The organism is Streptomyces sp. NPDC094448, from assembly GCF_044763775.1.
Classification (GTDB): Bacteria; Actinomycetota; Actinomycetes; order Streptomycetales; family Streptomycetaceae; genus Streptomyces.
The window spans coordinates 287,635-309,808 of record NZ_JBIWGU010000010.1; the positions used below are offsets into that span (position 1 = coordinate 287,635).

20 protein-coding genes, 1 other RNA gene and 1 pseudogene are annotated in these 22,174 nt (G+C 73.1%); 6 read left to right on the forward strand and 16 right to left on the reverse strand.

Annotated elements, in window-relative coordinates; genetic code table 11:
• Positions 1-463 precede the first annotated feature (463 nt).
• Both ACIQ9E_RS21430 and ACIQ9E_RS21435 read right to left on the reverse strand, forming a co-directional pair.
• Positions 464-613: a hypothetical protein gene (locus ACIQ9E_RS21430; RefSeq protein WP_403709274.1), complete on the reverse strand. Its 150-nt coding sequence runs from the start codon at positions 611-613 to the stop codon at positions 464-466.
• A 123-nt stretch (positions 614-736) separates the two neighbouring features.
• Entirely contained in the window at positions 737-1,975 is a 1,239-nt protein-coding gene (locus ACIQ9E_RS21435; RefSeq protein ID WP_403709276.1) for a hypothetical protein, read from the reverse strand.
• A gap of 301 nt (positions 1,976-2,276) precedes the next feature.
• Here ACIQ9E_RS21435 and ACIQ9E_RS21440 point away from each other — a divergent pair, with 301 nt between their 5' ends.
• The 3 genes from ACIQ9E_RS21440 to ACIQ9E_RS21450 are packed head-to-tail and all read left to right on the forward strand — an operon-like array spanning position 2,277 to position 5,193.
• Complete coding sequence (locus ACIQ9E_RS21440; protein WP_403709278.1) at positions 2,277-3,128, forward strand: Nif3-like dinuclear metal center hexameric protein; 852 nt, start codon at positions 2,277-2,279, stop codon at positions 3,126-3,128.
• Complete coding sequence (locus ACIQ9E_RS21445) at positions 3,125-3,868, forward strand: zinc ribbon domain-containing protein (RefSeq protein WP_403709405.1); 744 nt, start codon at positions 3,125-3,127, stop codon at positions 3,866-3,868. The genes ACIQ9E_RS21440 and ACIQ9E_RS21445 overlap by 4 nt, the downstream gene beginning before the upstream one ends.
• Positions 3,868-5,193, forward strand: coding sequence for a bifunctional RNase H/acid phosphatase (locus tag ACIQ9E_RS21450; protein ID WP_403709280.1), 1,326 nt, complete (start codon positions 3,868-3,870; stop codon positions 5,191-5,193). Before ACIQ9E_RS21445 ends, ACIQ9E_RS21450 begins: the two co-directional genes overlap by 1 nt.
• Positions 5,194-5,436: 243 nt before the next feature.
• Here ACIQ9E_RS21450 and eda read toward each other — a convergent pair whose 3' ends face one another.
• The 3 genes from eda to ACIQ9E_RS21465 all read right to left on the reverse strand — a co-directional run bounded on the left by eda (position 5,437) and on the right by ACIQ9E_RS21465 (position 7,790).
• Complete coding sequence (eda, locus tag ACIQ9E_RS21455) at positions 5,437-6,066, reverse strand: bifunctional 4-hydroxy-2-oxoglutarate aldolase/2-dehydro-3-deoxy-phosphogluconate aldolase (protein ID WP_403709282.1); 630 nt, start codon at positions 6,064-6,066, stop codon at positions 5,437-5,439.
• Positions 6,067-6,172: 106 nt separating this feature from the next.
• A complete protein-coding gene (yaaA, locus tag ACIQ9E_RS21460) occupies positions 6,173-6,973 on the reverse strand; it encodes a peroxide stress protein YaaA (RefSeq protein WP_403709284.1) in 801 nt (266 codons plus the stop codon).
• 517 nt (positions 6,974-7,490) lie between these two features.
• Positions 7,491-7,790 (reverse strand): hypothetical protein, encoded by a 300-nt coding sequence (locus ACIQ9E_RS21465; protein ID WP_403709286.1) that lies wholly within the window; start codon positions 7,788-7,790, stop codon positions 7,491-7,493.
• Positions 7,791-8,303: 513 nt separating this feature from the next.
• On the opposite strand from ACIQ9E_RS21465, the gene ACIQ9E_RS21470 reads away from it, so the two are divergent.
• Entirely contained in the window at positions 8,304-9,764 is a 1,461-nt protein-coding gene (locus ACIQ9E_RS21470) for an RNB domain-containing ribonuclease (RefSeq protein ID WP_403709287.1), read from the forward strand.
• An 82-nt stretch (positions 9,765-9,846) separates the two neighbouring features.
• Here the strand turns inward: ACIQ9E_RS21470 and ACIQ9E_RS21475 are convergent, their stop codons facing one another.
• A complete protein-coding gene (locus ACIQ9E_RS21475) occupies positions 9,847-10,725 on the reverse strand; it encodes a hypothetical protein (RefSeq protein WP_403709289.1) in 879 nt (292 codons plus the stop codon).
• Complete coding sequence (locus ACIQ9E_RS21480) at positions 10,722-11,585, reverse strand: MerR family DNA-binding transcriptional regulator (protein WP_403709291.1); 864 nt, start codon at positions 11,583-11,585, stop codon at positions 10,722-10,724. The genes ACIQ9E_RS21475 and ACIQ9E_RS21480 overlap by 4 nt, the downstream gene beginning before the upstream one ends.
• An 88-nt stretch (positions 11,586-11,673) precedes the next feature.
• Here ACIQ9E_RS21480 and rnpB point away from each other — a divergent pair.
• An RNA gene (gene rnpB / locus ACIQ9E_RS21485) (RNase P RNA component class A) lies at positions 11,674-12,082 on the forward strand.
• A gap of 246 nt (positions 12,083-12,328) precedes the next feature.
• Here the strand turns inward: rnpB and alaS are convergent.
• From alaS to ACIQ9E_RS21530, 9 genes and pseudogenes are all read right to left on the reverse strand, one after another.
• The gene (gene alaS / locus ACIQ9E_RS21490; RefSeq protein WP_403709293.1) at positions 12,329-14,986 is read right to left on the reverse strand and encodes an alanine--tRNA ligase; all 2,658 of its coding nucleotides are present in this window, start codon (positions 14,984-14,986) and stop codon (positions 12,329-12,331) included.
• Positions 14,987-15,486: 500 nt separating this feature from the next.
• The gene (locus ACIQ9E_RS21495) at positions 15,487-15,768 is read right to left on the reverse strand and encodes a hypothetical protein (protein ID WP_403709295.1); all 282 of its coding nucleotides are present in this window, start codon (positions 15,766-15,768) and stop codon (positions 15,487-15,489) included.
• Positions 15,769-15,922: 154 nt separating this feature from the next.
• A pseudogene (locus ACIQ9E_RS21500) lies at positions 15,923-15,982 on the reverse strand (DNA transporter); the annotation flags it as partial.
• Positions 15,983-16,472: 490 nt separating this feature from the next.
• Positions 16,473-17,639, reverse strand: coding sequence for a C45 family autoproteolytic acyltransferase/hydolase (locus ACIQ9E_RS21505; RefSeq protein ID WP_403709297.1), 1,167 nt, complete (start codon positions 17,637-17,639; stop codon positions 16,473-16,475).
• A gap of 463 nt (positions 17,640-18,102) precedes the next feature.
• Positions 18,103-18,429 carry a hypothetical protein gene (locus ACIQ9E_RS21510; protein WP_403709299.1) on the reverse strand — a complete coding sequence of 109 codons (327 nt, stop codon included), beginning with the start codon at positions 18,427-18,429 and terminating at the stop codon, positions 18,103-18,105.
• Entirely contained in the window at positions 18,422-18,985 is a 564-nt protein-coding gene (locus ACIQ9E_RS21515) for an RNA polymerase sigma factor (protein WP_403709301.1), read from the reverse strand. The genes ACIQ9E_RS21510 and ACIQ9E_RS21515 overlap by 8 nt, the downstream gene beginning before the upstream one ends.
• Positions 18,978-19,100 (reverse strand): hypothetical protein, encoded by a 123-nt coding sequence (locus ACIQ9E_RS21520; protein WP_403709303.1) that lies wholly within the window; start codon positions 19,098-19,100, stop codon positions 18,978-18,980. The genes ACIQ9E_RS21515 and ACIQ9E_RS21520 overlap by 8 nt, the downstream gene beginning before the upstream one ends.
• A gap of 121 nt (positions 19,101-19,221) precedes the next feature.
• Entirely contained in the window at positions 19,222-19,509 is a 288-nt protein-coding gene (locus ACIQ9E_RS21525; protein WP_403709305.1) for a MazG-like family protein, read from the reverse strand.
• Positions 19,510-19,800: 291 nt separating this feature from the next.
• Complete coding sequence (locus tag ACIQ9E_RS21530; RefSeq protein WP_403709307.1) at positions 19,801-20,220, reverse strand: SDR family oxidoreductase; 420 nt, start codon at positions 20,218-20,220, stop codon at positions 19,801-19,803.
• Between ACIQ9E_RS21530 and ACIQ9E_RS21535 the strand changes: the two genes are divergently transcribed.
• Complete coding sequence (locus tag ACIQ9E_RS21535) at positions 20,219-21,943, forward strand: alkaline phosphatase D family protein (protein ID WP_403709309.1); 1,725 nt, start codon at positions 20,219-20,221, stop codon at positions 21,941-21,943. The two genes, ACIQ9E_RS21530 and ACIQ9E_RS21535, sit on opposite strands and share 2 nt — an antisense overlap.
• Positions 21,944-22,174: the final 231 nt, after the last annotated feature.

Consider the following 22,174-nt stretch of genomic DNA (forward strand, 5'->3'; position numbering starts at 1 on the left):
GCTGGTCGCAGAAGTCCCGGGCGGCCGCGGGGTGTGCTTCGGCCTCGTCGGTCATGGAGTACGCGCGGTTAAGAAGACGGCGTCCGCCTTCTGGAGGGCGGCGGAGTCGCTCCGTACGGCTGTGACGGCGGGTTCGGCCTTCCGTACGGCTGTGACAGCGGGCCCGTCGTCCCGTCCGGCCCGTCGTCCCGTCCGGCCCGTCGTCCCGTCCGGCGCGTCGGGCCGGACGGGCGGTCCGAAGGGCCGAGGGGCCGGGGCGGGCGGGCCGGACGGTGCGGGGTGGTCGCCCGGCCCCTCCGGTGAGGACGGATTCCGAGGCTGCATTCGCCGTACGTACCGGGAGATCCGGCGATGGCGAAGGCCCGGTCACGGACTTGAGGACATCCTGTGACCGGGCCCCGACCATTCCGCTTCCGCGGTCAGCCGCGGAACCAGTGGCTCCGGGGAGCGCCGTGACGCGTGGTCACCCGGTCTCGGTCTTGCGGTGCTTGCCGTGCGGCTCCGTCGCCGCGTCGTCCGGCGCGGCCGTGCCCCGGTGCCGGCCGTGTGCTTCGGCCGCCGCGGCAGCGTCCTGCGACTGGGGCGGAGGAGTGTCGGTTCGGGTTTCAGGCATGGTTCGGAACTTCCCCGTCATGGTTGCTTGTCATGGTTCACACGTCCTCGCGAGGTCCCGCCGTTTCCGCCGCGCAATCCGCGCACATCGGCGAACGGCGGAACTTCGCGCAGGTCGGAGAGTTTAGCCAGTCCGGGTACGGCCCACGAGCGGTGCCTGCTGCAACGGAACCGGGCGCAGGGCGGCGGCCGGCCGGGGACCGGATCCGGAACCGGCCGGATCCCCGGCGGGCTCCGCCGGTTCCGCGGGCGGTGCGAGGAGGGCCGTCCCGCAGACCGCCGCGGGGCTCGAGTAGGGCAGTTGCAGTATGCCCTCCGGGGTCCAGCGGCCGGTCCCGGGAAACCAGCCGTCCGGAGCGGTCAGCGGACGCAGCCCCCGGCCCCGCGGACGCCAGACGGCCGGTGCGGAGCCCGTACCCGTCGCGACGGTGAACGCCACGGCGCAGTCGTCCGGCTGGAGGACCTGGCCCGGCTGGACCGCGAACGGGCTCACGGCGGCGCCGGGCACCCGGAGGCAGTCCGGGAAGCGGACCGGGCGCTCGCCGCCGAGGACGCCCCAGCCGACGCGGTCGTCGCCGGGTGCGTCGGAGCGGACCACGAGCAGTCCGCTGTCGGGCGCCGCGAGCAGCAGCCGGTCATTGCTGTCCGGTGCGATCTGGAGCAGCGGGGAGACCTCGCCGCCGCGTTCCAGGTCGACGGCGACGGCCTTCACCGGGCCGCCGGGCTCCCGCTGCCGGTCGAGGGCGAGCAGCCGCCCCGTACGGTCCAGCCAGACGCCGCCGGTGCAGCGGCCCGGGACCTCCGCGATGAGTTCGGGTCCGAACGAACCCCCCGCCACCAGCCAGATCGCGGTCACGAGCCCGCCGGAACCGTCACCCGGCCCGGGGACCAGAAGGTGGGCCCGCGTTCCGTCCGGCGTCGGCGGAAGCAGTACGGCCGCACCGCGTCCGGCCGCCGACGGTGTCCCGACACCGCCGAGGGAGAGTTCACCGGTCTCCGGGCCGCTGGGATAGAGCAGCGAGAACAACTGCCGTCCGGCGGTCCTGCGGTGGATCAGCACCCGCCCGTCCGCCAGCGGCAGTACCGCCGTATCGGGCTCCTCGGGCTGGTAGAGCGGCAGGGGTACGGCGTAGGCCTCGGGCCCGTCGAGGGTCCACCGCTCCGGATACAGGGCGTCTCCGGAGCCCGCCAGCCTGGCCGCGTAGGCCCCGTCGGCGGAGAAGGTCAGGGGCGGGGCGGGGACGGCTCCGTGGGAAGGGGCACCCGGGCCGTCCCCGCCCGGCGCCGCCCCGCCGCCGGACCCCTCGCTTCCGCCGGGGCCGTTCCACCGTGTCGCCCCCGGCTCGACCGCACAGGCTGTCATCGTTCGGTCACCTCCGGCCATGAAGCTAGATTTCGCACTTCCTGCCGAACAACACGAGACCTCCCACTTCACACATACGGGTGGCCGGGCGCGGATTCGGCTGAGGGGGAGCCGGTGGCTGTGCTGGGGCAGGGCGCCCGGTGGTCGGCGGGCGGTCGGCGGATGGTCGGCGGATGGTCGCGAGGTGAACACGGAGGGGAACCCGGGCGGGCGGACGGCACTCCTCTCCGGTGTGATGATCAGGCCGGAGTTGTGGACAGGGCAGGCCGGGAGTCGGCGGGGCGCGGGTAACCTGTGTCCCGTGCCCCGCCTCTCCGAAGTCATCGCAGCCCTCGACGCCCTCTGGCCCCCCGCCCGGGCCGAGCAGTGGGACGCCGTGGGGACCGTCTGCGGCGATCCCGACGCCGAAGTGCGGGGGGTCCTGTTCGCCGTCGACCCCGTCCAGCAGATCGCGGACGAGGCCGTGGAGCTGGGCGTCCAGCTCGTGGTGGCCCATCACCCCCTCTATCTCCGCGGCACCACGACCGTCGCGGCCGGGCACTTCAAGGGCCGGGTCGTGCACACCCTGATCAAGAACGACATCGCGCTCCATGTCGCCCACACCAACGCCGACACCGCGGACCCCGGGGTCTCCGACGCCCTCGCGGCCGCCCTCGGCCTGAAGGTCCTGCGCCCCCTGGTGCCGGACCCCACCGATCCGTCGGGCCGCCGTGGCCTCGGCCGGATCTGCGAGCCCGAGCACCCCGAGACCCTCGCCGCCTTCGCCGAGCGGGCCGCCCGGCTGCTCCCGGCCACCGCGCAGGGCATCCGCCTCGCCGGGGACCCGGACGCACCGGTGCGGACCGTCGCGGTCAGCGGCGGCTCCGGCGACAGCCTCTTCGACGCGGTCAGGGCCGCCGGTGTCGATGCCTTCCTCACCGCCGATCTGCGCCACCACCCCGCGTCCGAGGCCACCGAGCGTTCCCCGCTCGGGCTGGTCGACGCCGCGCACTGGGCCACCGAGTGGCCCTGGTGCGCACAGGCGGCCGCCCAGCTCGACGAGATCTCCGACCGGCACGGCTGGGACCTCCGGGTCCACGTCTCGTCCACGGTCACCGACCCCTGGTCATCCCATACCGCTTCCCTTTCCTCTTCTCCTGGAGCCCCCAACTGAACGCCGCGCCCGCCGACCAGATCCGACTCCTCGACGTCCAGAACCTCGATGTGCGACTGTCGCAGCTCGCCCACAAGCGGCGGTCGCTGCCCGAGCACGCGGAGCTGGATTCGCTCACCAAGGACCTCACCCAGCTCCGCGATCTGCTGGTCGCCGCGCAGACCGAGGAGAGCGACACCGCACGCGAGCAGACCAAGGCGGAGCAGGACGTGGACCAGGTCCGCCAGCGCGCCGCCCGCGACCAGCAGCGGCTGGACTCGGGCGCGATCACCTCGCCCAAGGACCTGGAGAGCCTCCAGCGCGAAATCGTCTCCCTCGCCAAGCGCCAGGGCGATCTGGAGGACGTGGTCCTCGATGTGATGGAGCGCCGCGAGGCGGTCCAGGAGCGGGTGGCCGAGCTGACCGCCCGGGTCTCCTCCGTCCAGGCCAAGGCCGATGACGCCACCGCCCGCCGCGACACCGCGCAGCAGGAGCTGGACGACGAGTCCGCGACGATCGCCAAGGAGCGCGAGACGATCGCCGCCGTGGTCCCCGCCGATCTGCTGAAGCTCTACGAGAAGCTCCGCGTCCAGCAGGGCGGAATCGGCGCCGCCCGGCTCTACCAGCGCCGCTGCGAGGGCTGCCGGCTGGAGCTGAACATCACCGAACTGAACGAGGTCAGGTCCGCCGCTTCCGACAAGGTGGTCCGCTGCGAGAACTGCAGCCGCATCCTCGTTCGCACCGCCGAGTCCGGTCTCTGATGCCCTCGTTCGTCGTCGAGGCGGACGGCGGATCCCGGGGCAACCCCGGTCCCGCGGGCTACGGCGCCGTGGTGCTCGACCCGGTCACCGGCGAGACCCTCGCCGAGGCCGCCGAGTACATCGGCGTCGCCACGAACAACGTCGCCGAATACAAGGGACTCATCGCCGGGCTGCGTGCCGCCCGGGACATCGCCCCGGACGCCTCGGTCCGGGTCCGGATGGACTCCAAGCTGGTCGTCGAGCAGATGTCGGGCCGCTGGAAGATCAAGCACCCCGATATGAAGCCGCTGGCGGCGGAGGCGGCGCAGATCTTCCCCCGGTCCGCCGTGACGTACGAGTGGATCCCCCGCGAGCAGAACAAGCACGCCGACCGGCTCGCCAACGAGGCGATGGACGCGGGCAAGCGCGGCAGGCAGTGGGAGCCCTCCCGCTCCACCGCCGCGCCGGACACCTCCGGGGCGCGTGCGGCGGCCGAGGAGCCCCGTACGGTCGGCGACGCCACGGCGGGCGCGGCCCGCGCCCGTGCGGCACTCGCCGGGGCCGGTGCCGGGGCCGTGTCCCGGACGGCGAGCGTGGAATCTCCGGCCGGGTCCCCCGCAGGGACGTTCCCGGCGGGCTCCGGCGCGGGCTCCGAGACCGGGGCCGATGCGGTGGGTGTTCCGTCCGTCGGCTGGGGGGCCTCCGCCGATCTCGGGGCCCCCACCACCCTGGTCCTGCTGCGCCACGGTGAAACGGCGCTCACCCCCGAGAAGCGCTTCTCGGGCAGTGGCGGCGGCGATCCCGAACTCTCCCCGGTGGGCCGGAGGCAGGCCGAGGCCGTCGCGGCGGCGCTCGCCGTCCGGGGCACGGTCCAGGAGATCGTCAGCTCACCGCTGAAACGCTGCCGGGAGACCGCCGATGCGGTCGCCGCCCGGCTCGGTCTCGGCGTCCGTATCGAGGACGGGGTGCGGGAGACCGACTTCGGCGCCTGGGAGGGGCTCACCTTCGCAGAGGTCCAGCAGCGTTATCCGGACGATCTCGCGGCGTGGCTCTCGTCCGCCAAGGCCGCACCCACCGGCGGCGGGGAGAGCTTCACCTCGGTCGCGCGCCGGGTCGCGGCCGCCCGCGACCGGCTCCTGGCCCGCTCGCCGGGCCGTACGGTTCTGCTGGTCACCCATGTCACCCCCGTCAAGACCCTGGTCCGGCTGGCGTTGGGCGCACCGCCCGAGTCCATGTTCCGGATGGAGCTGTCGGCGGCATCTGTATCGGCCGTGGCGTACTACGCCGACGGCAACGCCTCGGTACGGCTGTTGAACGACACCTCCCACCTCCGCGCCGGGGCCTGAAGCCCCGTCCGGCACCCCGGCGCGGGTTGCGCCGGGGTGCCGGCGAGCACGGTCGTGCCAGGACCGGGGCGCCCCGGCAAAAGGTCCTGCCGAGCAGGGGGCTTGGACAGGAAGCACCTGCTGCCCGGGTGGCTCGCACGGGGGACCGGTGTCCTTCGCCCGGAGCCCCGTGCGGTGGGGCGGACAGGCGTCATGGGCGGCCCAGGGGCGTACCTGACGACCCCGGGACGGGGTGTGCCCCGGTCAGGAGGCGGCGGGGGACCCGAGGGACGCTGCCTCCGCGGCCAGGGCCTCGACACGGGCCCAGTCCTTGGCCGCGAGGGCGTCCGGGGGGAGCATCCAGGTGCCGCCGACACAGGCCACGTTCGGCAGGGACAGATAGCCGGGCGCGGACTCCCGCGAGATACCGCCCGTCGGGCAGAACCGGGCCCCGGGCAGCGGCCCGGAGATCGACTTCAGATACGGCTTGCCGCCCGCGGCCTCGGCAGGGAAGAACTTCATCTCCGTCACCCCGCGCTCCAGCAGCGCCACCACCTCCGACACCGTGGAGACGCCCGGCAGGAACGGCACGCCCGAATCGCGCATCGCGTCCAGCAGTGCATCGGTCCAACCCGGGCTGACCAGGAACCGGGCCCCGGCGGAGACCGCCGTCTCTACCTGCGCGGGGGAGAGCACGGTGCCCGCGCCGACCACGGCGTCCGGCACCTCGGCGGCGATGGCCCGGATGGCGTCAGGAGCGGCCGGGGTCCGCAGGGTCACCTCGATCGCGGGCAGCCCGCCCGCGACCAGCGACCGGGCGAGCGGTACGGCGTCCTCGGCGTCCTCGATGACAACGACGGGAATCACGGGCGCGAGCTCAAGCACGGAGGTCATACCGCCATCCTGCCCGTCGCCCACAACGTCTGCAACGACCGTTGTGTCCTGTGCAACGAGAGAATCGGCTGAGGGCTGAGGGCTGAAGTGGTCGAGGGAGAGGTGGTCAGTGGATCCGGTCGACCACGACATCCAGCGACCAGGGCCGGCCCTTGCGGTCCGGAGCCTGCGCCTCCACCGTGTACCCCAGCTCCCGCAGGACTTCCACCAGCTGTCCCGGCGCCTTCGGCTTCGCACCCGCGGTCAGCAGGTCCCGGACGATACGGCCCTTCGTCGCCTTGTTGAAGTGGCTGACCACGGAGCGCTTCTCGACCCCGTCGACGATCTGAGAGTGCAGCACCCGCACGGTCGCCGTGCGCCCGGCGAGTTCGCCGCGGGGCTTCCAGGCCGCCGTGTACGCCGACGACCGCAGGTCGAGGACCAGTCCACCACCGGCCGCCTCGGGCAGCGCGGTCTCCATCGGCTCCCGCCAGTGTGCGGCGAGCAGCCCCAGCCCCGGCAGTTTGACGCCCATCGAGCAGCGGTACGACGGGATCCGGTCGCCCACCCGCACGGCACCCCACAGCCCGGAGAACACCAGCAGGGACGCTCGGGCCCGGCGCTTGGCCGAGGCGTCCAGCGTCGCCAGACCCAGCGCGTCGTACAGCACGCCCGTGTAGATCTCCCCGGCGGGACGCGCCCCGGCGGTCCGCAGCGTGACGTTCTTCACCAGCTCGCCGCGGAGCCCCGCGCTGAGTCCGAGGACCTCTGCCGCCTTCGACTCGTCGGCAGTGCACAGCTCCACCAGCTCGTCCAGCACGGCCGCCCGCGCGGCGGCGAGTCCCGGCAGCGACAGCGACTCCGGCTTCAGCGGGGCGCCGCGGCCGGACTCGGCCTTTCCTTCCGACGGCGGCAGCAGGACCAGCACGGACGATCTCCTCATGGACGGGGGCGGGGCGCGGGGGTGAGCCTCGCGTCAGCGTACGCCCCCGGGGAGTCCGGGCCGCCCGGGGAGGAGGACGGGCGGCCCGGCCCCGGGCGGCCGGCGGCGATGCCGCCGACCCGTCCTGCGGCGGCTCGGACCGGAGCCGTGCGGAGGGCGGTGGTGGAGGGGCGCAGGGGGACGGAGGGGGACGGAGGAACCGAGGGGTCGGAGAGGCTGAGCAGTGCGGGAGTGACCGAGGCCCGGGGTGCGGGGAGGGGTGCCGGGGCTCGGACATCCCGCCCGGTGGGGCCGCGGGGCGGTGATCCCACCAGGATCCTGGCCGGCGGCGGTCCGCCGGGGTCCTTCTTCCGGATCGGGCCGGATCCCGTCCGGTTCGCTGCCCGGCTGCGGTCCGGTCGTCGTGTGGTCGTCGTCCGGTCGTCGTCCGGTCAGGCCCGAACCCGGCGTGCTCCGGAAGCGGGGCTCGGCCGGTCGGGCGGGGCTCCGGGGCCGCGGCCGGTCATTGGACGTAGACCGCTCTGCCCAGCGGCCAACTGGAACGTACGTCCGGCCGGACGATGCCGATCACCCGCCCCGTGCAGTCGGCGCTCTCATGGACGAAGACGTACGAGTCCGTCCGGTTGTCGACGAAAAGCGGGCGGCGGTCGCTGCCGTAACAGCCGCTGGGGTTGAGGTGGACCGTGTCGTTGACCCTCAGCTCACCGGTCGCGGCGAACGCGGGCGAGACGGACTGCGGGACCGCGACGGCGAGTGGCACCGCTGCGGCGAGAACGGCGAGGACGGTGGCGAGACGGCGCATGCTGATACCTCCGGTACAGGTCCGAGTGGTGCTGGTCCGAGGGGCGGTGCCGGTGCGTCTCCGGTTCGTACGTCTCCGGTCCGTACGTCTCCGGTTGTGTCTGCCGGTTCCGGTCGGCTCTGGTGTGCCGACTGGTTCCGGTCTGTGCGGTTCGGTGTCGTTCGGCGCCGGGTGCGGCGGCTTCCGGACAGCGGACAGCGGACGGAAGGGTGAGAGGCGAGGACCGCTGAGCGACCCCCGCGATTCCACGTTAGGTAGAGTCGCCATTACGTACAGTCACCCTAGAGGGTGAACGCGACACGCCTCCGACCCCGATCCGGCAAAACCGCAGGCAGTCGCGGTGTCCGCGCCGTAAACCCCCCTGGCGTACCCTCGCCACTCCACTCCACTCCACTTCACTCCACACCGGCCCGGACCCTCGATCCGTCGTGAGAGCCCCGCCCGGCCCCCGGTGCCCGCCACCTGTCACCCGTTCGCCGCGCGCCCCTGCGCCCCGCGGCCTACGCTCGACCCATGCCCCGTCGACCCCTGCGCACCAGCGGCGCGGCCGAGGCCTCCCTCGCCCCGGCCCTGCGCGCGCTCCGGGCCGAGCTGGGTGTCCCGGACGGTTTCCCCGCCGCCGTACTCGACGAGGCCGAACGCGCCGCCGCGGCCCCCTTCCCGCCGGGGCCCGCCCCGGCCGACGCCACCGGTCTGCCGTTCTTCACCGTCGACCCACCCGGCTCGGCCGATCTCGACCAGGCGGTACACCTCTCCCGCCGGGCCGGCGGCGGCTACCGCGTCCACTACGCCATCGCCGATGTCGCCGCCTTCGTCGCCCCCGGCGGAACCGTCGACTCCGAGGCCCATCGACGGATACAGACCCTCTACTTCCCGGACGGCTCCGTTCCGCTCCACCCGCCCGTGCTCTCCGCGGGTGCGGCGAGCCTGCTGCCCGGCGAGACCCGCCCCGCCCTGCTGTGGCGGATCGACCTCGATGCCGAAGGCCGTACCGTCACCGCGGGCGTCCGCCGGGCGTACGTCCGCAGCCGTACCCGCCTCGACTACGCCACCGCCCAGCGGCACATCGACGACGGCACGGCTGAGGAACCCCTCGCCCTGCTCAAGGAGATCGGCCTGCTGAGGGAGGCCCTGGAACGCGAACGCGGCGGTGTCTCCCTCGCCGTCCCCGAACAGGAGATCGCCCGCCACGACGGCGCGTACGTCCTCGCCTTCCGCGCCCCACTGCCCGCGGAGGGCTGGAACGCCCAGCTCTCCCTGCTCACCGGAATGGCCGCGGCCGACATCATGATCGGGTCCGGTACGGGCATCCTGCGGACCCTTCCCACCGCCCCGCTCGGCGAGGTCGCCCGGCTCCGCCTGACCGCGCGGGCCCTGCGGATCGACTGGCCGCACCACGTCCCGTACGCCGAGGTGATCCGCTCCCTCGACCCACGCGTGCCCCGTCACGCGGCCTTCCTGGCCGAATGCACCAGCCTGCTCCGCGGCGCCGGATACACCGTCTTCACCGGCGGCCGGATCCCCGAACCGTCGGTCCACGCGGCCGTCGCCCACGCCTACACCCACTCCACCGCACCACTGCGGCGGCTCGTCGACCGCTACACCGGCGAACTGTGCCTGGCCGCCGACGCCGGACAGGGCGTCCCCGAATGGGTCCTCTCCGCGCTCGAAGCCCTCCCGGCGGAGATGGCCGCTGGTGCCCGCCGGGCGGGTGCCGTGGAGCGCGAGTGCGTCGACCTCGTCGAGGCGGCTCTGCTGCGCGACCGGGTCGGTGACACCTTCGACGGCCTGGTGGTCGATGTGAAGGAGAACGATCCGTCCGCCGGGACGGTCCAGCTGACCGACCCCGCGGTGGTGGCACGGATCGCGGGCGACGGCGGGCTGCCGTTGGGGGAGCCGCTCCGGGTACGGCTGACCCGCGCCGACCCGGAGGCACGACCGGGCACGGCGAAGGTTCTCTTCGCGCCCGCGTGAGCAGCGGTTCGAGGTGCCCGCGTGCGCGGCGCTCCCTCAGCCGTGACCCCGCGCCGTGACCCCGCGCCGTGCCCCGCCCGGCTCAGCGGGCAGCCCCCGCCCCCGTCGACTCGCCCCCGTTCCCGGCCCTGCTCAGCGCGGCGATCAGCGCCCCGGGGTCGTCGGCGTGGAAGCGGACCGTCGTGCGGGCGGTGCCGGTCCGGCCCAGCGGCCGGGTGTATGCCACCGAGGACACCAGGTCCACTGCGACCGTGGTCTGTCCGCCCACGATCAGATCCAGCGAACCGCCGCCGTCCGTCCCGAGCAGGCTCCCCGTCGTCGGAAAGCGCCGCTCCGTCCTGACTCGGAGGATGTTCTCCGCCGGTATCCACAGGTCGAAGAGGGCGCCGTAGCGCAGCCGCAGCGACCCGTCCGCACCCGCCACATGGGGCCGTACGACATGAGCCGCCTGCATCCCGACCATCAGCAGGGTCCCGTACACCCCCACGTACAGCAGGATCAGATGCACCAGGGGCCAGGGGATCAGAAAGGCCAGGGCGACCGTCTCGACGACGGAGAGGCCGATCCACGACCACATCATGACGTTCTGCGGGGCGTTGTACCCGGCGGCGTAGTCACCCGCGCCGACCCCGTCGCGCCGCCGCCGAAGCCAGAGCCAGATGCTGTGCAGCGAACGGACCTCGTGGATCACCAGCCGTACGAGGACGCGCGGACAGCGGTCGTACGCGACCCTCCGCAGCGCCGCTCGCGGCGGCTCGCCGGCGCGGCGGGCGAGGGCGTATCCGCGTACGGCCGCGAACGCCTCCGTCGCGGCGACGGCGAGCAGCAGTACCCGGGCGAAGACGGCCACGGTGGTCGGCATGGGCGCGCCCGCCGCTTCGGCGGCCAGCAGCGCCAGCTCGACGGGGGCCAGGATCCACAGGAGGCGCCGGGGGGACACCCGGCCGGTGCGGTTCGTCATGATGCCTCCGCCTCTTCCGGTGTCTCGCCCCCACGGGGCGACTCCGGCCCGTTCCCCTCCGGCCTGTCACCGTCCGGTCCGCCCGTCTTCTGCCGTTCCCGGCGGCGCGTGTCGAGCGCGGACAGCATCCGGCGTACGACGGCGGACTGAGCGGGCGTGAAATCGTCCAGGAACGCCCGCCCGAAGGCAGTGCTCCCGTCCGGCAGCGGCTCGTCGCCCATCAGCGCGATCAGCTCGTCCGGCATCACGGCGGCGAGCGCGTTGCCGAGCGGGCCGATCCGCGGATCCCCGGGGGCGGCGTCCGCCAGCGCGTCCAACCGCTCGTACAGTTCGTGGATCCGGGCCACGAGACCATCGTCCGCCGGCGGCGTCAGCGCGGCGAAGAGCCGTTCCCGGTCCTTCTGGGTCAGCAGGGTGTCCAGCAGCGTCAGATGATCGCGGTCCTTGGCCGCCATGGCCGACCCGCCGGGCGGCAGCGACCTCAGCAGCCCGGCCAGCTCCGGCGAGACGGGCCCCTCCGCGGGCAGGCCGCCCTCGCGGGCCCGCGTGATCAGCCCGGCGAGCTGCGCACGCCGCCGGGCGAGCCCGGCCTGCTGCCGGGCCAGATCCTCGTCCAGTTCCTCCAGCACCTCCACCAGCTCCCGCCCGGCGTCGTCGGCGAGGACGTCCCGTACCTCCGCGAGACCGAGCCCCAGCTCGGTGAGGCGCCGGATCCGGGCCAGGGCGACCGCGTGCGGCAGCCCGTAGTCGCGGTAGCCGTTCGGCAGCCGGCCGGGTTCGGGGAACAGCCCGAGCCGGTGGTAGTGGCGTACGGTCCGCGGGGTGACGCCCACGAGCGCGGCGACTTCTCCGATCCTCATGCCCCCAGTGGAAACCATGACGCTGCGGCAAGGTCAACGGCACGCGTCGCCCGCCCGCCCGGCCGGGTAGCATGGTCGACACGGCAGACGAGCCGGGCGGACGGCCGCGTGGGGATCCCCGGATCCCCCCGAGGAACGTCCGGGCTCCACAGGGCAGGGTGGTGGCTAACGGCCACCCGGGGTGACCCGCGGGACAGTGCCACAGAGAACAGACCGCCGGGGACCGTATCCGTACGGACCCCGGTAAGGGTGAAACGGTGGTGTAAGAGACCACCAGCGCCTGAGGTGACTCAGGCGGCTAGGTAAACCCCACCCGGAGCAAGGTCAAGAGGGAACACCCCGGTGTTCCTGCGCGGACGTTCGAGGGCTGCTCGCCCGAGTCCGCGGGTAGACCGCAGGAGGCCGGTGGCAACACCGGTCCTAGATGGATGGCCGTCGCCCCATCGGTCGCGAGGCCGGCGGGGAAACAGAACCCGGCGTACGGCCCGGCTCGTCTGCCCCCAAGGGCCTCTGACCAGCGAAATCGCAAGTCAGGGGCTCTTTTTGCTGGGTTGGTCGGCCTTGGGGTGACCCGTTCCGTACCGGTTCAAACCGGACCTCACGGATATGAAGGCAGCCATCAAGGCAGCCACGCTTCTTGGGTCGGAGGCGGGGTTCGGCTGGACCGATGAGGGGCGTCCGTCAGGCGGTTTCCCGGTCGCCCGGTGGGCCCACTGGCCGAGCGGGCCCACCAAGGGCGTTGGTCAGTCTTCGCCGAGCAGGCGGGTGGCTTCGTGGGAGGCGAGTTCCAGGGCCTGAGCGAGGTTTTCGGGGTGGCGTCCTCCCGCGCTGGCGAGGGGCCCGCGTCCGCCGGAGCCGCCGCCGACAGCGCGGGCCGCCTGGGCGAGGATCTGGCCGGCCTGGGTGCCGTGCAGGTGGAGTTCGGGGGAGATCGCGGCGGTGAGGAGGGCCTTGCCGTCGTGTTCGGCTCCCAGGATCACGACGGCCGGACCGTGGCTGAGCCGGGCGAGGGTGTTGGTGGTCACGCCGCGCAGTTCGTCCGGGGTGATGCCGGTGACGTGCTGGACGACCAACTGCCCCTGCCCGGTGGGCTGGGCCTGGTCGGCGAGCTGCCCGGCCCGCTCCCGCAGCTCTTCGGTGCGGAGCCGGGACAGCTTCTCCTGGGCGGCGGCCAAGGCGTCGAGTCGCTTGCGCAGGGCATCGGGGGCGTCGGCCGGACGGGTTCCGAGCAGGTTGGCGAGTTCCTTCAGCAGCCGTCGTTCGGTGTCCTGATGGCGGAGGGTGCTGTGACCGGTAAGGGCTTCGACGCGGCGGAGGCTGGATCCGATGGAGGACTCGCCGAGCAGGCGGAAGGCGCCGACCTGGGAGCCGTGGGCGACGTGGGTGCCGCCGCAGAGCTCGCGGGAGAAGTCGCCGATGTCGACGATGCGGACGGTGTCGCCGTACTTCTCACCGAACAGGGCGATCGCTCCGGCGGCTTCGGCCTCGGCACGATCGGCTTGCCAGGCCCGCACGCGCGGGTCGTCGAGTACGTGGCCGTTGACGGCTGTCTCGATGGCGGTGAGCTGGTCGGGGGTGAGGGCGGTGAAGTGGGCGAAGTCGAATCGGAGCCGGTCGGGTTCGACGAGAGAGCCCTGCTGCCGGGCATGATCGCCGAGAGTGGCCATGACGACGGCGTGCAGGATGTGGGTGGCCGAGTGCGACCGCATCAGCCCCGCCCGGCGCTCGGCGTCCACCCGGGCCTCGCCCACCGCGCCGGTGTGGAGTTCACCTTCGAGGACGCGGGCGGTGTGGACGCGGAAGCCCTCCAGGCCATAGCGGGTGTCCGTGATCTCCAGGCGGGTGCCGTCGTGCAGGGTCAGGGTGCCGGTGTCGCCGATCTGGCCGCCGGCCTCGGCATAGAACGGAGAGCGGTCCAGCACCAGCTCGACCTCGGTGCCCTCGGCAGCGGTCGGGACGACGATGCCGTTCACGATCAGGCCGGTGACGGTGCTCTCGGCGGACAGACGCTCATAGCCGACGAAGTCGGTCCGGGGGAGACGGGCGGCGAGCTCGCGGTAGGCGTCCATCTTCTTGAGGGCTTCGGCGGTCTTGGCCTTCCCGCCGGTCTTCGCGCGTTTCTTCTGCTCGTCGAGCAGGGTGGCGAAGCGGTCTTCGTCGACGGTGAGTCCGGCGTCGCGGGCAGCCTCGACGGTCAGCTCCAGAGGGAAGCCGTAGGTGTCGGCAAGCTCGAAGGCCGTCTCGCCGGGCAGCGAGGCCGAGCGATTCCCACGGGTGCGGGTGATCGCGGCGTCCAGCAGCCGGGTGCCCTGAGCCAGAGTGCGGGTGAAGGATTCCTCCTCTGCGGTGACGACCTGCTCGATCAGGGCGGCCTGGGCGGTCAGTTCGGGCCAGACGTCGCCCAGATTGTTGATCACGCTGGCAGTCGCGCTCGGCAGGACGGGGCCGGTGATGCCGAGGAGGCGGGCATGGCGGATCGCCCGGCGCATCAGACGCCGCAGGATGTAGCCGCGGCCGTCCTTCGCCGGAAGGACGCCGTCGGCGATGAGGTAGGCGGCGGAGCGGGCGTGTTCGGCAACGACCTGGAAGGACACCTTCTCCTCCCCGTCGCCGGGGTACTCCCGGTCGGCCAGTTCCTGGACCGTGGTGAGGGTGGGCAGCAGGAGGTCGGTGGTGCAGACGTTCTCGGCGCCCTGGAGGATCGCGGCGAGCCGGTCGAGGCCGAGTCCGGTGTCGATGCTCTTGCCCGGCAGTTCCCCGATGATCGGGTAATCCTTCTTGGCCGGGCCCTCGCCCCGCAGGGTCTGCATGAAGACCAGGTTCCACAGCTCGATGTAGCGCTCGCCGTCGACGGCGGGGCCGCCTTCCTTCCCGAAGGCGGGGCCGCGGTCGTAGCTGATCTCGGAGGACGGGCCGCTGGGGCCGGGGACGCCCATGGACCAGTAGTTGTCCTCCATGCCGAGCCGCTGGATCCGGCCGGCGGGGACGCCGATGCGGCGCCAGATGGCCTCGGCCTCGTCGTCGTCCTCGAAGACGGTGATCCAGAGCCTGTCCTCCTCCAACCCGTATCCCCGGGTCATGAGCTCCCAGGCGAAGGCGATGGCGTCTTCCTTGAAGTAGTCGCCGAAGGAGAAGTTGCCCATCATCCCGAAGAACGTCGCGTGCCGGTTGGTGCGGCCGACGTTGTCGATGTCCGAGGTGCGGGCGCATTTCTGGATGCTGGTGGCGCGGAGAAACGGCGGGGTGATCTCGCCGAGGAGATAGGGCTTGAACTGGTTCATCCCGGCGTTGGCCAGCAGCAGGGTGGGATCGTCCGGGATGAGTGAGCTGGATGGGACCTGGTGGTGGCCGCGGGAGGTGAAGAAGTCGGTGAACGTCTGACGGATCTGCGTCGAGTGCATGGCTGGCTGCCCTCACGAAAGGAGTCGTGGAAGGTGGGAAAGGGGGGAGATCACACGCCGAGCCGGGCCGAGAACCAGGACTGAGAGAGTTCTCAGTTCTCCAGCTCGACGCAGATAGCTCGCGCCCCCATGGGCCGCAACCTTGACTCCAGATCCGTTGATCACATCGGTGGTGCGGCAGACGGCCGGAGCTGTTGTCCTGGTCTGCCGCACCACCGACTGTAGCGGGTCCGGCGTCAAGATCGTTCTGTGTTTCCGCTACCGCCTCCGGCCGGAGGAGGGTCGGGTGCGGGTCGGGCACGGGTCGGATCGAGCAGGCCAGGACCGATCTGCCCGGGGTCGGTCAGCGCTACGGGCCGGCCGTCCGCCGCGAGGGCGTCCTTCCCGGCGCATCCCCATCCGGCTCCGGCGAACAGGACTCCGGCCGCGCGGGCTGCCCTGTGGTCGGTGAGGGTGTCACCGGCGAACACCGCGTCGTGCGGGGCTGTGCCTTCCAGCGCTCATGGCGCTGCCCCCGGTTCGGTCAGGTCGGCCTCGGTCAGCAGCCGTCGCACGCTGATGCGGTGGTCCTCCAGCAGTAGCCTGCCGCCGGACGGCCGCTCCAGTACGCAGAGGGCGTGGGAGACCGGGGCCCCGGCGACCCGCAGTATCCGGGCCATCGCCAGGACCTTGTCGCCGGAGCGGACCACGTCGTCGACCAGGGCGACCCGCCGCCCGTCCACCTCGGCGCCTTCGATCTGCCGCTTCGACCCATGGCGCTTGGGGTGGCGCCGCAGGAACACGGCGGGCAGTCCGGTGACTGCGGACAGGGCGACGACCAGGGGAATCCCGCCGGGGCGACCCCGGCAAGGACGCCGGTGTCCTCCGGGACAAGAGGGACCATGGCCTCACCGCGGTGACGGTGCCGCCCTTGGCGGCGGCCCCGCGGGCGGCGGCCTGCATCAGCCCGTTGTAGCCGCCGTGCAGAAGCTCGAACCCGGCCCCCGCCAGCGCCATGCCGACCTCCTCCGCGAGCCGTTCCTCGTCGTCCGAGGCTGGGACGACCCCGCCGAAGAACACCGCCTGCCGCACCCGGTCTCCTGCCGTGACGGGAACGGCCGGGGCCGTCACGCCAGCTCCAGGTGGGTGCGGTAAGCGGTGATGGAGTCCGCGAGACCGTCCAGGGCGTTCGGGCAGGCCCGTTCGGTCAGCGCGATCACCCGGTCCAGGGCCGCGTTGACGTCGACGGCGTCCGGGACGGCCGGGGAAGTGATGGCCGCGTCGAGATCGGCCAGGCCGGCCCGGCCGATCGGGGTGAGCGCGATCTCCTCCTTTCACGCCCCGGCCGGCCGCGACGGCACCGCTCTCTTGCGGGAAACGGATCCCGGCCGTGCGCCGGTCCGGGTCTGGGCGACGGGGCGGCCTCCGGTCACCCGTCGCGCATGGTCGGAACACTTCCCCGGGGTCGCCTGCGAACTCCCGTGCCGCTGGACCCGGATACCGGCCGTCAGCCGCGCCCCTTGAAGAAGTCCCGGTACGCGTACGTCACCCGGGCCGTCGTGCACGGGTTGCCCAGGGTCAGATGCATCGTGCGGCGAACCGGTTCGACGATCGTGCTCGCCACCGTCGAGCTGCGGTTGGGTTCCGCGGCGGCCGGGTCCGGGTGGCAGCAGATCGACTCCGGGTGGTTGTCGTGGTCGCGCAGGACCTCCTGCCAGGCGGCGACCGAGGGGTAGGGCATCGCGCGGGCGAGTGTCGTGGCGCGGGTATGGCGGGCGTGGGTGTCGGGGAAGACGTCGGGGCCGTGGTCGGCGGCCGGGGTGCCGAAGTCGGTGGTGGGGGAGGTGAAGTGGTTGGTGTGGACATAGAAGGTGCCCGGGGTGATCGCCCGGCGGGCCAGGTCGGCGGGGCCGCCGGGGCGGGCCTCCAGGTCGACGGCCCGGCGGCCGGAGGTCAGCAGGTAGTTGGCCGAGGAGGAGCGGTTCGCCGACCGCAGGGTCTCCTCGGCGGCCTCCGCGGACTCCGACTCCAGCAGGGCCCGCAGCAGCAGGTGGTACGGCACCCCTGGGCGGCCCTGGTCCACCGAGCTGACCAGGGCGTTCGTCAGGACCGTCAGACCCGCGGAGTTCATGCCGAACTTGGCCAGCAGTCCGGCCTCCACCACCGACACCCAGCGCGGGCCGTTCGTCGGCTCGGTCTGGAGGACCACGATCGTCCGATGGGCGAACGGCTGCCAGTCCCAGTTCTGGCCCACGATCGGCTCCGGACCCCGCAGATCGGCGAAGGCGGTGCACTCCGCCGGGGGAGCACCGGCGGTCCGGGCCCGGGCCGAGAAGAGGATCTCCGTACGGAGGTTGAGGGCGAGGACATCGGCGAAGGACACCCCGGCCCCGTCGGCGATGCCCGCCATCTCCTCCAGATGGTCGGCGTTGAACTCCTCGATCACCGGGACGAACGTCTCGGCGAGCGCGGTCGCCGTCCGCCAGTCCATCTCCGCGAAATGCGCGTACATCCGCTCGTAGGCTTCGAGCGACAGCAGGACGCGCTCCCGGGCCGCTGCCCCGTACTGGCGGCCGCGCCCCCGAGGGCTGCCGCTGGTGCGGACGAGCGGCGGCTCGGCGGAGTCCGGGCCGGTGCCGGTGCCTCGGGCGGGGTTCGGTGGTTCCGCGGTCATCACGCGCTCTGTCCTCCATCGGCGGCGGTCGGCTGCCGTCCCGGTGCGCGGGCGGCCCCTTCAGCCGTACCCGGACCGCGGGCCCTGATACGCCTTCTGATCAGCCAGAAGACCCCCGGTGGCCGATACTCCTCCGTGAGAAGGGTCACGCGGCCGCCCGGGTCCGGGGCGCGGGCCGGCCCCGCCGGGAAGGGGCCTGCGGGCGGGTGCTGTGCCGGGCTCTGCCGGTAAGGGGCCGGGGCGGGCGCCCGGACGGCTCCCCGGGGGTCTCTCCTCCGTTGCCGGAGCCGAGCCGGGAGCCGGGCCGGGAGCCGAGCCGGTCCTCGGCTCCGACGGCGCCGGGGGCCTGCACCGACGCCCTGACCGTGACGGTGGCCCGCACCGCGGGGGCTTCGGCGCGCGAGGGGCCCGCGGACGGCGGTAGCGTACGACCTCCTTGCTGTTGCCTGGCGGCTGTTGCCCGTCAGCCGGTGCCCGGACCTTGTTGCCTGTCGGCCCTGATCGGGCCGCCCGTCACCTCCTCCTGGCCGGCACCGGCCGCCCGCAGTTCGCAGCGCCCGTCCCGGCACTCGCGCCGCAGCCTGCCCCGGGACACCGTCTGCATCAGGCCCACGGTCCAGCACATCGGACAGCCGCGCAGCACGAGCAGCCCCACCGGGGCCAGCAGCAGAGCGGCCGGACCGGTCACCGGCAGCAGCAGGACCGAGGCCGCCAGGGAGCCGAAACCCAGGACGCCGCGGACCAGATGGCGGGGCAGGGAAGCACTCGCGAAGTTCCCGGACTCACGCACCGCCCGCACCTCCCCGCAGCGCCCCGTCCTCCGACGGCAGCGCCAGCCGGACGGCCGCCCTGGCCCGGTGCAGCCGGGACTTCATGGCGGCGGTGGACAGCCCCAGGGCGGCGGCGGTCGCCCGGCCGCTGTAACCCTGTACGTCCCGCATGATCAGCACCTGCCGCTGGTCGGCGGGGAGGGCCGCGATCGCCCGTGCGACCAGCTCGGCCTCCAGCTTCCGCAGCAGGTCCTCCTCGAACGACGGCAGCGCCCCGTCCGGCACCGGCCCGGGGCTCCGCACCAGCATCCGGGCCCGCCGCAGACACTCGTTCCGAACGATCCGGAACATCCACGACGCCAGCGCCCCGGAGGCCCGCAGCATCCCGATCTTCCGGTACAGGATGATCAGCGCCTCCTGTGCGGCGTCCTCGGCGTCCTGCGGGGTGGCGCAGAGGGTGTGGGCGAACCGCTTCACATGCGGATGCGATCCGGACACCAGCGCGGTGATCGCCTCCCCGTCGCCGTCCCGCGCCGCGGCGATCAACTGCTCGCCCGGCCAGCCGGTGTCAGCCACGACCGCTCCCGCGGCGGCGCAGGACGAAAAAGCTCCCGCGGCGGCGCAGGACGAAGAAGACGGTGCAGGCACAGACGAGGACGGCCGCGCCGATGACGACGGCTGCTGTGGTCATGGTTCTTGCCTCCGGTTCCGTACGGCCCGTGCGTCCGTACACCCATGAGAGGCGCGCGGCCCGCAGAAGGATTCAGCCGTCGGCCGGCAGCTGTCAGGGCCGCGGCCCCGGGGCGTGACGGTCAGCGGGCGGTGGCGGGCCCCGGGGCCGGTGTCGCGCGCGGTTCCGTGCCGGGTGCCGGGCCCAGGGACCGCTCGGTCACCTTCCGTACGTGCTCCGCGAAGACCTGCTCCGCGTCCGGGGTCAGCGTCCGCAGGGCCACCATCGCCGTGAGGACCACATCGCACAGCTCGGACTCGACATCGCGCCAGGTGTGGGAGTAGCCCTTGCGCGGATTCTGGCCCGAGACGCCGATGACGGCCTGTGCCGTCTCCCCGACCTCCTCGGCGAGTTTCAGTACGCGCAGCAACAGTTCCTGTTCCGCCGGGCGTTCCGCGGCGGCGTCGAGCCAAGCGCACAGCCTGTCGACCGTGGACCAGATGGGAGCGTCGGGAGCGTCGGGGACGGCGGGGGTCTCGGGGGGCGTCGTGCACGAGTGGCAGCCTCCCACGGCGGAGGGGGCGGGGGGAACGCCCGGCCGCCTCCGCCGGGCCCGCATCCCGCGCCCGTACCGCGGAGCCGTCGGCCGCGTCCGATGGATCCGGAGGGCCGCCCGAGCGCAGCGGAACGCCCCGTTCGGAGTGGTGCCGACAACCCGCTGTCACTCCTCGTACGAGAGTTCGGGAAAAGTCGCTCCAAAGGGTTCTGAAACACCCGCCTTGTTGAACAGCGGCTCGACACGATCGAAATCCGCCACAACTCGATCAAAAAGCATGGTCACATCGGTCGGTGAGGTTACATCCGTGGGCACGCACCGTATGTCCCTGTCCGCCAGTGACGCCGTCCGCCCCAGCAGGTCCCCCTGCCGGCCCGCTGCCACGACCGTCCGGCCCGCTCCGGCCGACTCCACCGCACCGCTCCGGTCGATGCCCGCACCCGAACTCGCGCGCGAACGTGCACCCGTATCCCCACCCGCACCCGAACTCGCGCGCGAACGTGCACCCGCGCCCGAACTCGCGCGCGAACTTGTACCCGTACCCGCACCCGTCACCACCCCGATCCTCGACTGCCGAGTGCTCATGCCACGGCAGCCCGGGTCCACCGGAGGGGGTCCTGTGAGCCGACCGTCCAGCACCGCGCACCCCGATGAACTCCGGGCCGCCGCCCGGCAGCTCCTCCGCGGCCATCCCGGCGCGGCCGTGTCCTCCCGCGCCGGGGACCGTCCGGGGGTCGGCCGCCGCGGGCTCCTCACCGGGGCCGGGGCCGCCGCCGTCCTCGCCTTCGCCACCGGTCTGCCCGGCAGCGCCCACGCCGCCGCCGCGGATCCGGCCCGGATCAGAAGTGACCCGTTCACGCTCGGTGTCGCTTCCGGCGATCCGCTGCCCGGCTCCGTCCTGCTGTGGACCCGCCTTGCGCCGCGCCCGTACGAAACGGGCCGCGGACTGGCGCGCGGCAGCTACGCGGTCGACTGGGAGATCGCGGAGGACGACCGCTTCACCCGGCCCGTCCGGCGCGGATCGGCCACCGCGCACCCCGAGTTCGACCACAGCCTCCATGTGGAGGTCACCGGTCTCGAACCCGCCCGTGTCTACTTCTACCGCTTCCGCACCGGGAAGTGGATCAGCCCCGTGGGCCGGACCCGCACCGCTCCCGACCCGGGCGCCCGGGTCCGGGAGCTGAGGATCGCCCTGGCCTCCTGCCAGGCGTACCACGACGGCTACTTCACGGCCCACGCCCATCTCGCCGAGGAGGAACTCGACGCCGTGTTCCACCTCGGGGACTATCTGTACGAGTACCCCGTGGGCGCGGGCGGGGGCGCCCGCGCCTACCGGGACCACCGGCTTCCCGGGCGCTTCGACCGGGAGACCCGCACCCTCGCCGAGTACCGGCTCCGCTACGGCCTCTACAAGTCGGACCCCGATCTGCGGGCCGTGCACGCCGCCCACCCCTTCGTCCTGACCTGGGACGACCACGAGACCGAGAACAACTACGCGGGCCGCAACCCCGAGAACGACGTCCGGCCCGAGGACTTCCTGCTGCGGCGGGCCGCCGCGTACCGCGCGTACTGGGAGAACCAGCCCCTGCGGCTGCCGCAGCGCCCGAAGGGCCCGGATATGCGGCTCTACCGCAGGCTGCACTTCGGGCGGCTCGCCCAGTTCGATGTGCTCGACACCCGCCAGTACCGCTCCGACCAGGCGTACGGCGACGGCTGGCAGCGGCCGGGCCCCAAGTCCGAGGCACCCCGGCGCACCATGCTCGGTACCGCGCAGGAGCGGTGGCTGATCGACGGCTGGCATGCCTCCACCGCTCGCTGGAACCTGCTGCCGCAGCAGGTCACCTTCGCCCGGCGGCGGGACGCCCCGGGCCCCGGCCACAAGGTGAGCATGGATTCGTGGGACGGCTATCCGGCGGCCCGGAGCCGGGTGCTGGCGGGCGCGGAGGCCGCCGGGATCCGCAATCTGGTCGTCCTGACCGGTGATGTGCATGTGGCCTACGGATTCGACCTCAAGCGGGACTGGGACGATCCCGGTGCCCGGACCGTCGGCGCCGAGATCGCGACCACGTCGATCAGCAGCGGGCGCAACGGAGCGGCCCGGCCGTCGAACTGGTCCCGTCTCTTCGAGGCCAATCCCCATCTGCGGTTCTACGACGGGCGGCGCGGCTACACGGTTCTGACGCTGCGGGAGCACACGGCCCGTGCGGACTTCCGCGCGGTGCCCGCGGTGACCGTACCGGGCGCGTCCGTTCTGACGGCGGGTTCGCTGCTGATGATCGCGGGGAACCCCGGCCTCCGTCCCGTCTGAACCGGGCCCCGGGGCCGTTCGGGGCCGGTGCGGGCCGGAGGGCCGGGACGTCCGTCGTTCGCCGTCTCTCGTCCGCCGTCCCTCGTCCCTCGTCCGACGCCCGCCGTCCCGGCCGTCCGGCCCGGCACGGCGGGCAGGAAGAGAAGCCCCGACCCGTCCTGCCCCGGCCCGAAGACTGCCAAGATAGGTGCACGATTCAACAACGGGTACGGCAGCAGCGACAGGGAGGGC